The organism is Paenibacillus sp. FSL K6-1566, from assembly GCF_038050475.1.
Lineage (GTDB): Bacteria > Bacillota > Bacilli > Paenibacillales > Paenibacillaceae > Paenibacillus_AQ > Paenibacillus_AQ lactis.
The window spans coordinates 1,931,492-1,945,433 of sequence record NZ_JBBOSR010000001.1 but is presented as its reverse complement, the minus strand read 5'-3'; the positions used below and the strand labels follow the sequence as shown (position 1 = coordinate 1,945,433).

At 51.3% G+C, this 13,942-nt stretch carries 13 protein-coding genes; 6 read left to right on the top strand and 7 right to left on the bottom strand.

The annotated features are described in order from the left end of the window. The first annotated feature begins 138 nt into the window (after positions 1–138). The 5 genes from NST08_RS08295 (at position 139) to NST08_RS08275 (ending at position 3,718) form a co-directional block, all read left to right on the top strand. Positions 139–330 (top strand): hypothetical protein, encoded by a 192-nt coding sequence (locus NST08_RS08295; RefSeq protein WP_210095609.1) that lies wholly within the window; start codon positions 139–141, stop codon positions 328–330. A gap of 180 nt (positions 331–510) precedes the next feature. Next, positions 511–879, top strand: a complete 369-nt coding sequence (locus NST08_RS08290) for a hypothetical protein (RefSeq protein ID WP_007129304.1) — start codon at positions 511–513, stop codon at positions 877–879. A 206-nt stretch (positions 880–1,085) separates the two neighbouring features. Continuing rightward, positions 1,086–1,577, top strand: coding sequence for a cation:proton antiporter regulatory subunit (locus NST08_RS08285; RefSeq protein WP_007129303.1), 492 nt, complete (start codon positions 1,086–1,088; stop codon positions 1,575–1,577). Between the two features lie 3 nt (positions 1,578–1,580). Continuing rightward, complete coding sequence (locus NST08_RS08280) at positions 1,581–2,825, top strand: cation:proton antiporter (protein ID WP_007129302.1); 1,245 nt, start codon at positions 1,581–1,583, stop codon at positions 2,823–2,825. Positions 2,826–2,842: 17 nt separating this feature from the next. Then, positions 2,843–3,718, top strand: coding sequence for a YitT family protein (locus NST08_RS08275; protein ID WP_251537877.1), 876 nt, complete (start codon positions 2,843–2,845; stop codon positions 3,716–3,718). A 215-nt stretch (positions 3,719–3,933) separates the two neighbouring features. Here NST08_RS08275 and NST08_RS08270 read toward each other — a convergent pair whose 3' ends face one another. The 5 genes from NST08_RS08270 to arfA all read right to left on the bottom strand — a co-directional run bounded on the left by NST08_RS08270 (position 3,934) and on the right by arfA (position 9,126). Further along, positions 3,934–4,149 carry a DUF2905 domain-containing protein gene (locus NST08_RS08270; RefSeq protein WP_028405035.1) on the bottom strand — a complete coding sequence of 72 codons (216 nt, stop codon included), beginning with the start codon at positions 4,147–4,149 and terminating at the stop codon, positions 3,934–3,936. A gap of 149 nt (positions 4,150–4,298) precedes the next feature. Further along, complete coding sequence (locus tag NST08_RS08265) at positions 4,299–5,132, bottom strand: carbohydrate ABC transporter permease (protein WP_007129299.1); 834 nt, start codon at positions 5,130–5,132, stop codon at positions 4,299–4,301. Between the two features lie 2 nt (positions 5,133–5,134). After that, positions 5,135–6,028 (bottom strand): carbohydrate ABC transporter permease, encoded by an 894-nt coding sequence (locus NST08_RS08260; protein ID WP_007129298.1) that lies wholly within the window; start codon positions 6,026–6,028, stop codon positions 5,135–5,137. Between the two features lie 83 nt (positions 6,029–6,111). Then, positions 6,112–7,440 carry an ABC transporter substrate-binding protein gene (locus NST08_RS08255; RefSeq protein ID WP_341035044.1) on the bottom strand — a complete coding sequence of 443 codons (1,329 nt, stop codon included), beginning with the start codon at positions 7,438–7,440 and terminating at the stop codon, positions 6,112–6,114. Positions 7,441–7,626: 186 nt separating this feature from the next. Further along, the gene (gene arfA / locus NST08_RS08250; protein ID WP_251537892.1) at positions 7,627–9,126 is read right to left on the bottom strand and encodes an arabinosylfuranosidase ArfA; all 1,500 of its coding nucleotides are present in this window, start codon (positions 9,124–9,126) and stop codon (positions 7,627–7,629) included. Between the two features lie 396 nt (positions 9,127–9,522). Here arfA and NST08_RS08245 point away from each other — a divergent pair, with 396 nt between their 5' ends. Continuing rightward, positions 9,523–10,440 carry an ArsR/SmtB family transcription factor gene (locus NST08_RS08245; RefSeq protein ID WP_028405031.1) on the top strand — a complete coding sequence of 306 codons (918 nt, stop codon included), beginning with the start codon at positions 9,523–9,525 and terminating at the stop codon, positions 10,438–10,440. Between the two features lie 300 nt (positions 10,441–10,740). Here the strand turns inward: NST08_RS08245 and NST08_RS08240 are convergent, their stop codons facing one another. Together NST08_RS08240 and NST08_RS08235 are read right to left on the bottom strand one after the other, a co-directional pair. Continuing rightward, positions 10,741–11,922 (bottom strand): sn-glycerol-1-phosphate dehydrogenase, encoded by a 1,182-nt coding sequence (locus tag NST08_RS08240; RefSeq protein ID WP_213614293.1) that lies wholly within the window; start codon positions 11,920–11,922, stop codon positions 10,741–10,743. Between the two features lie 314 nt (positions 11,923–12,236). Then, positions 12,237–13,925 carry a ribulokinase gene (locus tag NST08_RS08235; RefSeq protein WP_007129293.1) on the bottom strand — a complete coding sequence of 563 codons (1,689 nt, stop codon included), beginning with the start codon at positions 13,923–13,925 and terminating at the stop codon, positions 12,237–12,239. Positions 13,926–13,942 lie beyond the last annotated feature (17 nt).

Genomic DNA, 13,942 nt, shown 5'->3' with positions numbered 1-13,942 from the left:
CTAGCATAATTCTATATAGAAGATTCATATAAAAGAATTATAATCATGAGTTTCGTTTCACCTTCCGGTTTGCGGTTTATCGTTACATATAACCGATCCCTTTGTGCCAAAATATTGCCGGAAAGGAATGAGGCCGATATGAGCAAAGAGAAACCTGAATACGACGGAAAATTTCCCGGCGTGGACCCGATTCCGGAACCGGACCGTCCGGATCAAGCAGCTACAGACAAACTGGACGATCTCGTCCTGGGCGTGCTCGAAAACGAAAACGAGGAAGATTTGGACTTGGAGCCTGAAACGAATCATTACGATAAACTCCGTGAGAAATAAGGCCGCGTCCTTACTTTCCGCCAGTCTCAAGCCTATATCCTCCAATTATTAAAGATACAGGCAAAACTTCAATTGATCTGTAAAAGTGTTGAAATAAAAATAATCGTTCTCGTTTTGAGAACGATTATTTTTATGTTATGATTACTTATAGAAAGTTTGGGTCGAAAGGAGGGAATCCCCGTGGAACGTTTCTTGAAGTCGGCAAAAATGATTTGGATGCTTATTCTTGTGCTGATTACGGCATTTGCTCTCTACATTCCCGTTCAAGAGTATTACACCGATGAAACTGTGGATGAGAAGTATGTCTACAAGCACAGCATGCATCCTAAAGCCGCTGCTCTGAAACATTCGCAAATTCTCTCCAAGCTTAAGGCCGCTGGCAGCTCCATGCCGGTGTTCTTAATGATATCGGCCGCCCTGATGCAGCGTATTCCCAAAATCCGTCTGCCTTATCGGCCGATTATACCGCGTCGGCTCAGACTTATGGTTCTATTCCCCATTAAGTATACATCGATTTACGTTAGCCAACCTTCCCGATTCGCTGTCTAACACGGACCGCGTTCCTTTTAAACATGCCATAATCCCATAATTATAAAGCAAAATCAGCCTATTGTTTAAAATTCAACAATCCCTAGGTTTATTTCATGCTGCGCATAAAAGCTTGCTATTGTTCATATCTAGTCGTTTTTTATTTCCTACAGCAAAATGAATGTATAAAAATTATCGGAATGTTTTTTTCAGGAGGATGTTAGCCTATGCATGTTCGTGAAACAGATTTACCCGGAATCGGTAAAAAATTCGTCATTGATACGCGTGGAGGAGATAAGCTGGTCATCATTATTCACGATGACGGCCGCCGCGAAATGTACCATTACGAATATGACGATCCGGAGGAAAGCATCTCCATGATTTCATTGGATGATGACGAGGCCCGCCAAATTGCTGCCATCGTAGGCGGTCTTACCTATAAACCGAAGGCGCTGGAGACGATTGACATGGCGCTCGATGAGCTGATTATCGAGTGGTACCGCATCGAGCCCCATTATTATGGTGCAGGCAAATCGATCGGCGATCTTGGCGTCCGTCAACACTCCGGTGCTACGGTCATTGCAGCAGTCGATAAAAACAGCAAACAAATCAATCCCGGCCCTGACGTGATCATTACCCCCGATTCAACCCTTGTTGTCGTGGGTGAGCGTCAGCAGCAGCGGTTATTTAAGCAAATCTTGATGAACGGACGTGGTTGATGAATGGATCATATGGTTTTAGAAGTCGGACTGGCGATCGCCCTGATTGCCCTTGCGGGGCTGTTATCCGCTAAACTCCGGTTTTCCGTCGTCCCCTTCTATATTTTGGTGGGGATGGCGGTAGGACCGCATGCGTTTCACTGGGGCAACTTGGATTTTCGCTTTATCGAGAGCGCCGAGCTCATTGAATTCATGGGCCGAATCGGCGTGCTGTTTCTATTGTTCTACCTCGGCCTGGAATTTTCCGTCGGCCGTCTCATTAAATCCGGCAAATCGATCGTAATCGGCGGCAGCATTTATATTGCCATCAACTTCACGCTCGGGCTCATGATCGGGATATTCTCCGGCTTTCCAGTCGCCGAGACGCTCATCGTTGCAGGGATTACCACGATATCCTCCAGCGCAATCGTCGCCAAGGTACTGGTGGACCTGAGAAGAACCGCAAATCCCGAGACGGAAATGATTCTTGGCATCATTATGTTCGAGGACGTGTTCCTCGCCGTCTATATTTCGATTCTGTCCGGTCTTGTTCTAAGCGGCTCTTCCTCGCTCGGAGGCGTGCTGCTGTCAGCCGTCATTGCACTTGGCTTTATGCTGCTCGTCATCATTGTCGGCAGAAAAGCCGTTCCTCTGCTGAATAAGGTCCTTAATATCAGGTCGAATGAATTGTTTGCCCTGGTTATATTTGCAGCATTATTTCTGCTTGCGGGCTTTGCCGAGACCATTCACGTGGCGGAAGCCATCGGTGCGCTGCTCGTCGGGCTTGTCCTGGCGGAAACGGAGCATCGCGAACGGATTGAGCATTTAATTCTGCCGTTCCGGGATTTCTTCGGTGCGTTATTCTTCTTTAGTTTCGGTTTAACGATTGTACCTTCCGAGCTTGGCGGAGCCGTATGGCTGTCATTGATCGCCGTTGTCATCACCCTGCTCGGCAACTTCATCGCGGGCATGCTTGCAGGCCGCAGCGCAGGATTATCAACCAAAGCATCCTCGAATATCGGCCTGACCATCGTATCCCGCGGAGAATTCTCGATTATTCTCGCCAATATGGGAAAAGCCGGCGGTCTTGCGGCCTTTATACAGCCATTCGCCGCATTATACGTGCTGATCCTGGCGATTCTCGGGCCATTGCTGACGAAAGAATCCAAGCATGTGTATAACTTCCTGAATAAGATTTTTAAATTTAAAGACTACAAGGAGAAGAAACCGGTTAAACCGAAGCTAAAGGATGAAAGTGCCAGCGGATAAAGGAGGGGTTACTTCCTATGGTTCAAGTCCCGAACAGGGCCATGAACAAAGTGCAGGGCGCAATCAAAAAGGAGGGCACGGGAAGGCGGCTGGCCATGGCAATCATCGGCGGGCTGATCGCCGCCTTCGGCCTGGATCTGTTTCTTGTGCCAAGCGGCATCATTGCAGGCGGCGTATCGGGAATATCTGCGCTTGCGGCGCATCTGACGGGGCTTCATACCGGCATGTTCCTGTTTGCGCTGAACTTGCCCCTGCTGCTGCTTGTTTACCGTCAGCCTGACCGGGAGCGGGCACTGATCGCTACGGCCGGCCTGCTGACGTTTTCCATCTGTTCGATGCTGTTCTTTCCCATTCCGTCGCTGGTCGACAGCAAGATCGGCAGCGCCGGCATCGGCGGCATTTTCCTCGGGCTGGGCATCGGCATCGGCCTTCGATACGGTGTCGTGCTGGATACGCTGCAGATGCCCAAACTGCCCCAGCAGCTGTCGTATCTGCTTGCCCATCTGAAGCTGCCCTATATTCAGATCCTGGCTAACCTCCTGGTGTTAACGCTGGCGGGGATGCTTCTAGGCTGGGAGCGGGCGATGTATTCCGCAGTCGCCTGCCTCTTGGCGCTGGAAACCGGGCGGCTAACAACGTCCCGTCTTCCCTTGAAGCGGGAAATTCGTATCCGATGCACCAGCTCGGCGGAGATTGCGCAGGGCATCAAAGCCATGATGGGATATGACCCGAGAACCTCGGTCTTAGGCGAAGATGTGGAGGAGAACCGCTTACCTGTTCCCCGTCAAGCCGAAGAGCTTGTTTATTGGGTTCACGTACTGGAGATGCCCCGATTTAAATCGATCGTATGGGGCCTCGATCCCCGTGCGGAAATTACGATTCGGCATGGATGAGATTCCATCTTTCCAGTCAAAGAGGCTGTCCGAAAGGTCCATAGACCCCGGGGCAGCCTCTTTGGTATGCTGCTGAACGCGAACAGACCTATTTACAACCTTCACCGATACAAATAGGCACTAAAAAAGATGATTCCTGTACGATACAGGGATCATCTTTTATCCATTTCCATCCTTATTCTTGGATATTTTCAATGTGTGTGCCGAAAGTCCGCCTATTTGCGAAATTGCTGGATCAGAAACAGGATCAAGGATCCAACGACGCTGATCACCAGGCATGTAACGATCGGAAAATAAATTTTGACATTCGGCTTATCCACGACGATATCGCCAGGCAGCCGCCCGATAAAGCGGCCGATTACCGGCCACAGCAGCCCGATGACGATCAAGGCGCCGCCAATCCAAAGCAGTGTCCGGGTCACCGGATGCATCTTCCATCACCTCATTCATCATACCTGCAAGCATAAGCTTCGGTTTCCTTGTATCATAAAGGATTTGACGGATCAGATGCAAGGGTGCCCTCTACGTATGCCGAATTGGACAACGGCCATGTGCACTTAACCCCGTCTTTTCTCTCCCTTTAGCCCTTCACCGCCCCCGCCGTCATGCCGTCGATGAAGTATTTTTGGAAAGCAATAAACAGAATAAAAATCGGGATGATGGAAAAAAAGGAGCCTACAATCAGCAGGTCATAATTGTTGCCATATGGGGTCAGCAGCGTCTTCAAGCCGATTGGCAGCGTATATTTATTCGCATCGCTGAGCACCATGAACGGCCACAGGAAGTTATTCCAGCTGTTCATCCCGTTCAGGATCGCCATTGCTGCGAAGGAAGGCTTCATGACGGGGAGAATAAGCCGCATATAGATGCCGTATTCCGAAGCGCCGTCGACTCGGCCTGCGGCAATGATCTCTTTCGGGACGCCGCGCAAGTACTGCCTGAAGAAGAAAATGGTGGCCGCACTGGCGATGCCGGGCAGCACGATAGCCGAATAAGAATTCATGAGGCCGATGTTATACGTCAGCGTGTACAGAGGGAGCAGCAAAATTTCAAACGGCACCATCATGATCAGAAGCACGCAAACGAACAGCAGGTTTTTCCCAACGAAATCATATGCGGCAAATCCATAGGCAACCGTCGCGCTGACAATCAAAGTTAACGCTACCTGAACCACCGTCAACAGCAGCGAGTTGAAAAACCACATAAAATAGGAATGGTCGCCGGTAAAGAGATAGGCAAAATTATCGAAGTTCATTACAGACAGATCGAATTTCAGATTCAGCCCATAACGGATCAAATCCTCGCCAGGCTTGAAGGATGCAATCGTCACCGCATAAAAGGGCACCAGAATCAGGAAGCAAAGAACCGCGAAGAGAAGAAAGAGCAGTACCTTGATCACCGTTTCCCGTCTCATGGTCAATCCTCCTTCTTGAACATGCCCGACAGCTTGAGCTGCGTCAGATTAATGATCATCGTAATGGCAAGAAGCACGATCCCGACGGCGGCGGCATATCCCAGATTGTTCTTCTCGATTCCTTGGCGGTACAAGTAGCCGACGATGGTGAGGCCGATATTTTTAGGGGAATTGTTGCCGTTCCACAGCATCATGCTCTCGATGAACATGGCCAGGCCCGCATAAATGCTGATCGTCAGCACGTAAATCGTTGTCGGCTTCAGCAAGGGCATGGTGATTTTCGTGAATTTCTGAAAGGATGACGCGCCGTCGATCGAGGCCGCCTCGTAATATTCATCCGGAATGTTCTTCAAGCCCGACAAAAAATACAGCATATTGACTCCGGTCCACCGCCAGGTAGCCAAGGCCAGCAATGCGATAAAGCCGGTCACCTGACCTTTCAAAAATTTGACGGGGTCGATGCCGAACCAGCCTAATATGCTGTTGATCAGCGAGCCTTCCATCTCGCCGAACATTAACCGGAAGATCGTGCCGGCTACGACAACGGAGGTCAGCGCAGGGAAAAAGAAGGACGACTTGAAAAACTCCCTTCCCCACATCAGCTTGCTGTTGATCAGCACCGCAAAAAGCATCGGAAACGGAATGAGGATAAGCAGCGTAAGCACCATATAGATCGCACTGTTCGTCACCGCCTTCAGAAACACGCCGTCTCCCGCCAGCTTCTCGTAGTTGTCAAGGCCGATCCATGACGCCTCTTGGCCCAGCTGAATCTTCTGGAAGCTCATGCCGAGCGAGCTCCCGAGGGGGTATACCCAGAACACGAGAAAGACGAGGATAAACGGCAGGACGAAAACATAAGGAGCCACCTTCTGGGAGTATAGAAATTTTTTAATCATCGGACCCTACTCCTTTTGAAGAGAGCCGCCCCTGTCATAGGGGCAGCCCTTTTTCGATTGAATGCATATCCATCAAGGCAAGGCTATTTCAATTCCTGCTCGATTTGCTTCTGCGCGTCGTTCAAAGCTTCGGCGATATCCTTCCCGTCCTCGAATATTTCATTGAAGGTCGTTGTGCAAAGGACGTTGTTGATCGTGGGCGATGCGGAGGTTGACTTAATCAGACGGATTTCATCCTTGAGTTCATTGAGCACGTCAAACGGATTGTTGACGAAATACTTCACGAACTGGTTCTCGGGATTATGGGTCACATCCTTCATCTCCCAGACATCCATATTGACCGGATCGAACCCGAGCGTGTTCCAAATTTCCTTGTTGGCATCCAGCGACAGTTTGGCAAAAGCAAGGAAATCCTTCGCCAGCTTGACGTCCTTGGCGGTCTTCGTGACGACGGTACCGGTTCCTCCGCCTCCGACGGACCTCGGCATGCCCTCCTCCATAACAGGGATGGGAGCGATCGCAATTTTTCCCGACAGGTCAGGCATGTAGTTGGTGTATCTGGACATCTGCCACAGCGGCATAAAGGCCGTCGCATAGTTGCCGGCATTGAATTCGCCGTAGGCCTCCTCCGTATCCGGCTGCCCGCCGGCAATCGTAGCGATGACGTTGTTGTCCTGCAAATCTTTCAGCAGCGTCATCGCCTTCACCATTTCCTCCGAATTTACGATCGGATTGCCCGATTCATCGGTCAGGTCGGCACCCTGCTGCGCAAGTAACATCGAAGCCTGCCAAGCAGCGCTCGTATCGGCGGTTCCCATATATTTTCCGGTTTTTTCATACACTTGGATTCCCGCCTGCTTGAAATCTTCCCAGGTGACGATATCCTCGTAATTCACGCCGGCTTCCTTCAATATTTCGGTGTTGTAAAACGCTACGGAAGCGCCGACATGCGTCGGTGCGCCATAGTTGACGCCATCCTTGCTGTAAAGGTCGATTCGGGACTGGACGAGGGTGTCTCGGTATGGATCAATAACATCGTTCAGCGGTTCAAGCTGCGGCGTGCCTGCCAGAAAGTCCGGAAACTTGCCAAGCTCGATATCGGCAATATCCGGCGCGCCGGTGCCGGACTGAACGGCAATCGATAATTTGTTATGCATATCGTCATACGGCATGACGGTAACGTTCAGCTTGATTTGCCTGTCCGGATTCTCCGCATTCCATTTACCAAGCATCTTCTCGAAATGCTGTCCATGGAGCTCCACGAACGTCCAATAGGACAGCTCCGTCGCGTTCTCGCCGGCTCCTCCGTCCAGAACCGAGGTTTCGCCGCCGGTACCGCCGGACTTACCGCAGCCCCACAGAAACAGCGCCATCGATATGACGAGACTTACAATCGCCCATTTCTTTGTCATCATCAAGACCCTCCCCGAAATATTCATTCACTTCGATACCAACCGTCACTTCTAAACAGAATTACATCTGATCCTTCAGACTCTCGCCTCGGAAGTGAAGCGCTTACACTTTGTGCAGTGGAATAAAAGTTGGGAGTGAGAGCAGCGCGCAGTGGATGCGCAGCTGCTCTATTGGTATTTATGTTGTTAGGCCTTTTTCAAACGGATGACATTCCAGGATGCCTTGGCAAGCCTTGCCGTCACAATTCCGCTATCAAGCTTGGCTTCACCGCGGCTATGAGGCTTCACCTTCTCTTCTGCGGCGGTATTCACCGCTTTCAGATCATCGTGCTCCAGCACGATATGCTCGACAAGACGGTAGCCCTCGAAGCTGCGGACGTCGCAGGACAGCTCCAGCGCTTCTTCAAGATGGCGGTTGACGGCAAAGATCGTGATTTCCTCATCCTCTTCGTTATGCACGACGGCGCTGTCCAAATACGGCACGTCCGTGAAATCCTTGGAGTCGTATACCGGCGAATCCACGATCGGAAGCAGCGATACGCCGCGGCCGTATTTCGAAGCATGAAGATACGGATAGAAGATCGTCTGCTTCCAGGCGCGTCCTCCGTTTTCCGTCATGATCGGCGCAATTACGTTCACGAGCTGTGCCAGACATGCCATCTTGAGCCGGTCCGCATGGCGCAGGAATGTGATCAGCATGCTTCCGACCAGCAGGGCGTCCTCGAAGTTGTAGACGTCCTCCAGCTGGGGCGGAGCTACAGTCCAAGGCTCGATTTTTCGATCCGCATCATTGGAATGATACCAGACGTTCCATTCGTCAAAGCTGAGATACATCGTTTTCTTGCTGCGCTTCTTAGCTTTGATATAGTCGCAGGTGGACTTCACGGTATGGATAAAATGATCCATATCAAGGGTTAGCGCGAGATAGTTGGCGGTGTCGTTATCACGGTTGCCATAGTACTGATGCAGCGATATGTAGTCGACGGCCTCATACGTATGGTCGAGCGTAACGGCTTCCCACTCAGGGAACGTCGGCATCGAGGAACTGGAGCTTCCGCAAGCAACCAGCTCGATATCCGGATCCACAAGACGCATGGCCCTCGCGGTTTCGACAGCCAGCCTGCCGTATTCAGCGGAAGTTTTATGACCAATCTGCCACGGACCATCCATTTCGTTGCCGAGACACCAGGTCTTGATTTTGTGCGGCTGTTCGTAGCCGTGACTGCGGCGCAGATCGCTCCAGTAGGTGCCTCCCGGGTGGTTCGTGTACTCCAGCAGATTTCTGGCGGCATCGATCCCCCGTGTGCCCAGGTTAACGGCCATCATCACATCGGAGCCAGCCTCCTTGGCCCAGGAAATAAACTCGTTCGTGCCGACCTCATTAGGCTCCAGAGTTCTCCAGGCAAGCTCAAGCCGTTTGGGACGCTCAGCTACCGGACCAACGCCATCCTCCCAGTTATAGCCGGATACAAAATTTCCGCCCGGATAACGAATGATCGGAACATTCAGCTCCTGGATCAAGGCTTTCACATCGTTCCGAAACCCGCCTGCATCTGATGTCTCATGCCCGGGTTCGTAAATGCCCCCATACACGGCCCGGCCAAGATGCTCGATAAAGGATCCGTAAATCCGGTTATCGACTTGGGCGATGCGAAATGATTTATCCACGATCATGCGTGCTTTCATCTTCTCAGCTGTCAAATCGTTCACCTTCCATTTAATTAAATTATAAAACAATTCAAATGATCTTGAATGAATCCGTTTTCAGTTATAAAATAGCATATGACAATTTGGATGTAAATAATAAAATATAAAATAATTTATATTTATTTGAATTAAATTCGGATTCATGGCTATTTCGGATATTTCCATGGATTTTCTTCGAAATTTCTGCGATTTTGATTTAGATAAATATTAAGAAATGGGTTGTTTTCGACTTTTTTATTGAATGACCGCAGCCGTTTTGACATGAAAAACTGGCATCTTTATTTCCTCGACATATTGATTTATAATTATTTGAAATAAACAGAAGGGAAGTCTATGTATTGGTCCTATCACCTAACTGGAAAGGTTTTGAATACCATGATCTATATTAAGGATTTAATGAGCGGGCTGGATATTTTCAAAGCGCTCAGCTCCGATATTCGCATCCAGATTCTTGAGCTGCTCGCCAAGAATCAAAGCCTCAATTTGAACGATTTGGCGAACCGGCTGAACTTAAGCAACGGTGCCATCACCATGCACATCAAGAAGCTGGAGGAAAGCGGGCTGATTGAAATCCACACCACCGGAGGCAAGCACGGCATTCAGAAGATCTGCTACCTGAACAAGGATAAGCTGATGGTGGATTTGCGCAGCAAGGATGTCGAGAATTTGTATGAGGTCGAGATTCGGGTCGGGCATTACAGCGATTATCAGGCCATTCCTACCTGCGGTCTGGCTACCAAGGACAGCATCATCGGGGATTTCGACGACCCGCGTTACTTCGCCGATCCGCAGCGGATCGATGCTGAAATCATCTGGTTGACAGAAGGATTTCTCGAGTACCGCATTCCGAACTATTTAAAGCCGAACCAGGCATTTCGCGAAATCCAGTTCTCGTTGGAGCTTGGCTCCGAAGCGCCGGGATATTGCGACAATTATCCGTCGGACATTTTTTTCTACATCAACGGAGTGGAGCTTGGCAGCTGGACCAGCCCCGGCGATTTCGGAGACACCCGCGGTACCTTCAATCCGGAATGGTGGCCTCCTCATCTGAATCAATACGGCATGCTAAAGCTGATCCGGATCAATCAGGATGGCAGCTTCATTGATGGCTGCCGCATTTCGGACGTCAGCCTGGACCAGATCCAGCTCAATTACAAAAGCGACATTACGTTCCGGATTGCGGTAAACGAGCGCTCCGTCAACAAGCGGGGACTTACGATTTACGGCAAGCACTTCGGCAATTACAGCCAGGATCTGCTGGCGCGCGTGCTCTACGATGTGAAGGAAGAATAAAGCGTGGATCAATTTCGAGGATCGGTTACGGCACGATCTAACAGGTATGGGGCTAAAGAGCGTGACATCTTCTCTTGTCCGGCATCTGATTTACTGGGTTTACTAAGCCTGGTCAATGCTACATGTAATCAGAACGGCCATGCTGGGCAGACCCTTTCGCTTGATGGATCTCATTGAATGAACAAAAGAACTGTCCCCGGTAGACCTTCTACATAGGGGACAGTTCTTTTGGTTTTATGGACATTTCAAATTTTCGGCTTTCAGGCGAAACCGCGTGAAATTTTTGTTCATGCGGAATCCTTACTGGGCCCTTGCTTCATTCAATATCCGTAACAGCGTGCAGCGATTTCGCAGTGTGTGGGCTTCCCGAAGACTTGATTCCAGCAGAGCTTGGTCAACGCCGAGCTCGCTGATGGTGGATGGGCCTCCGGCCTGCTTCAACAGACGGGCAATTTCCTCTTTGGCCGGCACCTGATCCAGCCACTCCCGTGCCCGATCCCGCAGCGCGCTCCATTCCTTCGGCTCTGCGCCTGGAAAGATCCCCTTGTCGACCGCATCATGATACAGCTGGGATATCTCGCCGCAGGCGACTCCCACCTTGGCTCCATGCAGCAGCGCACGACGGCCGAGGCGCAAGTATTCCATTTCCCAGTAATGCGACAAGTGATGCTCTGCGCCTGAGGCCGGATGGGACTGTCCGAACAGCAGCATGGCGATGCCGGACTCGATCAGCGCTGTCATTAGGATCCGAATCCCTTCTTCAGACCGCTCGCCGATCGCCCCCACATGTCTGACACAGGCTTCAAGCGCGTGCTCTGTAATCATGGCCACTTGATTATTATACGGCTCGTCTCCGGCCAGCGCCGAAAATTTCCAATCGAACAGCGACGTATACTTGCCGAGCATATCGCCAAAGCCCGCCGCAACGAGCGGCTGCGGCGCGCTCGAAAGGATGTCCAGATCCGCGAAGATGGCGATCGGAGCCGCAGCCGGGAAGGTTTGTTTTACGCCGCGCACAATGACAGGGGCGCCGAGCGAAGTGAATCCGTCCACGGAAGGGGCCGTAGGTACGGAAACGAACGGCTTGCCGGTCCGGTGGCTCACGAATCGGGTAATGTCATGAATCGTGCCTGAACCGGCTGCGATCAGGCTGCCCGTGCGCGCCGGCTCCGCTTCAATGAACAGCTGCATGATCGACTGCTCGTCCGCGACCACATCCCCCTGTTTATCCGGCTTCAGGAGGCATAGCCTGGCCTCCAGTCCCTCTGCCGCAAACTGCTCCTCCAAAATTTTGCCGCAAGCCTCATACGTATTCGCATCAGCGACAATGATGGAGGGTCCGAGGCCGTTTTCCTTAACGTAACGGGACACTTGCAGTACGGCACCCGCCTCAAGCACCATATGCGAAAGTCCGTCAAAGCCGGGATTCCGATTCTTCATTTCGCTGACCAGGCTCTTGGCATAGCTTAAATGATCCGTCATTGCAGCTTCTCCCCTCTCCATTCCGGTATATCTGCAATATCTCTTTTTGTCTATAATCAGTTGAACAAATGAATGGATGTCAGAGCGAGTACGTAAGATGTTTCAGTCACTGTTGGTTCCAGATTTCTTGAGTGTATAGAACCTATCACAGTAGAAATCTGAAACCAAGTGCGACCTCAAGTGTATGCTTCCGATGTAGCCTTCAGAAAGCTTTCGACTTTTTCGAAAATCTTTTACTCCCTTGCCTGCATCATATTCGCAAATTCAACTTATCTACATCCGTTATGTTATAAGGATTGTAAAGTTATGATGGATTAAGACACTACGACTGGATATTCGGCGGATTGCTTGATCCGCTTCAATCTCTTCATCACGTCATTCTCGCCGCGTCCGAAATAGTCATGCAGCTTGCTGTATTCCTGATACAGAGAGTCGTACACTTCTACATGCTCGGGGATCGGCTTGAAAGTCTCTTCCTTCACGCGCGCCATATATTTAGCGGCATCGATGATCGTGTCATAGCCGCCCTGCTCCTTGCCTGCCGCGACGGCCGCAAACATCGCGGCTCCGAGGGCCGGTGTTTGCTTGGAGTCTGCCACGATGATTTCGCGGTTGGTAACATCCGCATAAATCTGCATCAGCAGACGATTTTTCTGCGGCAAACCTCCGCATGCATACAGTACATCGACATTTACGCCGTTATCATGGAACGCATCTACGATTTTACGGGTACCAAACGCCGTTGCTTCAAGCAGAGCCCGGTAGATTTCCTGCGGCTTCGTCAGCAGGGTCATTCCGAGAATCATCCCTGTCAGATCCGTATCCACGAGCACCGAGCGGTTGCCGTTCCACCAATCGAGTGCCAGGAGCCCGGTCTGGCCCGGCTTGTAGGCCGCGGCTTCCCGCTCCAGCCATTGGTGGACACCGATGCCCTCCTGCGCAGCAGCCTCTTTTACGTAAGCAGGCAGTGCTTCTTCCACGTACCATTCGAAAATATCGCCGACCGCTGATTGTCCCGCCTCATAGCCGAACAGTCCCGGAATAATGCCATCCTCCACAACTCCGCACATGCCTTCGACCTGCTTCTCTTCCGTTCCGAGCAGCATATGGCAGATCGAGGTTCCCATCGCCATTACCAGCTTTCCGGGCGTGACCACGCCGACAGCCGGTACGGCCGCATGGGCATCCACGTTGCCTACCGCAACGGCAATACCCGGCTTAAGCCCCATCATTTGAGCCATCGCTTCCGTCAGTCCGCCTGCATTGCTTCCGAGCGGAATAACGTCGCCGCGCAGCTTCGTATCCGTTAAATGCTCGAGCCTTGGATCAAGCGCTTTAAAATATTCCTTGCTCGGATACCCGTCCTGCTTGTGCCAAATCGCTTTATAGCCTGCTGTACAGCTGTTGCGGACGATGTTGCCCGTCATTTGGGAGATGACCCAGTCCGTCGCTTCAAGGAACATATCCGCGCGTTCATAGATGGCTGGTGCTTCATCAAGGATTTGCCATATTTTAGCAATCATCCATTCGGATGAGATTTTGCCCCCATAGCGAGGAAGAAAGGCTTCACCTCGCTCTGCCGCGATCCGATTAATCTTGTCGGCTTCCGGCTGAGCCGCATGATGCTTCCAAAGCTTCACCCAGCTGTGCGGCTCGTCGGCAAGTCCGGGATCGAAGCAAAGCGGCTCGCCCCGTTCATCCACCGGCAGCATCGTGCACGCCGTAAAATCAATCCCGATCCCGATCACGTCCGCCGGATCGATTCCCGACTGACGAATGACGGCCGGCACCGATTCGCGCAGAACCTCGAGATAATCTCCGGGATGCTGAAGCGCCCAGTCATGCTCCAGCTTCTTCCCCGAGCCAGGCAATACCTCGTCTATGACGTGATGCCGGTAAGGCGTAACATGATCGGCGATTTCATGCCCGTTCGCCAGATCGACCAGAACCGCACGGCCCGATTGGGTACCGTAATCGACACCGATGGTATACTTTTTCCCCACTTGATTTCCTCCTCAAA

What these genes read in the sequence shown, in the direction of transcription:
- NST08_RS08265 (WP_007129299.1), bottom strand. Translation starts at nt 5,132, where the DNA reads ATGAGACGGGAAACGGTGATCAAGGTACTGCTCTTTCTTCTCTTCGCG.
- NST08_RS08285 (WP_007129303.1), top strand. Translation starts at nt 1,086, where the DNA reads ATGCATGTTCGTGAAACAGATTTACCCGGAATCGGTAAAAAATTCGTC.
- NST08_RS08295 (WP_210095609.1), top strand. Translation starts at nt 139, where the DNA reads ATGAGCAAAGAGAAACCTGAATACGACGGAAAATTTCCCGGCGTGGAC.
- NST08_RS08270 (WP_028405035.1), bottom strand. Translation starts at nt 4,149, where the DNA reads ATGCATCCGGTGACCCGGACACTGCTTTGGATTGGCGGCGCCTTGATC.
- NST08_RS08260 (WP_007129298.1), bottom strand. Translation starts at nt 6,028, where the DNA reads ATGATTAAAAAATTTCTATACTCCCAGAAGGTGGCTCCTTATGTTTTC.
- NST08_RS08280 (WP_007129302.1), top strand. Translation starts at nt 1,581, where the DNA reads ATGGATCATATGGTTTTAGAAGTCGGACTGGCGATCGCCCTGATTGCC.
- arfA (WP_251537892.1), bottom strand. Translation starts at nt 9,126, where the DNA reads ATGAAAGCACGCATGATCGTGGATAAATCATTTCGCATCGCCCAAGTC.
- NST08_RS08245 (WP_028405031.1), top strand. Translation starts at nt 9,523, where the DNA reads ATGATCTATATTAAGGATTTAATGAGCGGGCTGGATATTTTCAAAGCG.
- NST08_RS08275 (WP_251537877.1), top strand. Translation starts at nt 2,843, where the DNA reads ATGGTTCAAGTCCCGAACAGGGCCATGAACAAAGTGCAGGGCGCAATC.
- NST08_RS08255 (WP_341035044.1), bottom strand. Translation starts at nt 7,440, where the DNA reads ATGACAAAGAAATGGGCGATTGTAAGTCTCGTCATATCGATGGCGCTG.
- NST08_RS08240 (WP_213614293.1), bottom strand. Translation starts at nt 11,922, where the DNA reads ATGACGGATCATTTAAGCTATGCCAAGAGCCTGGTCAGCGAAATGAAG.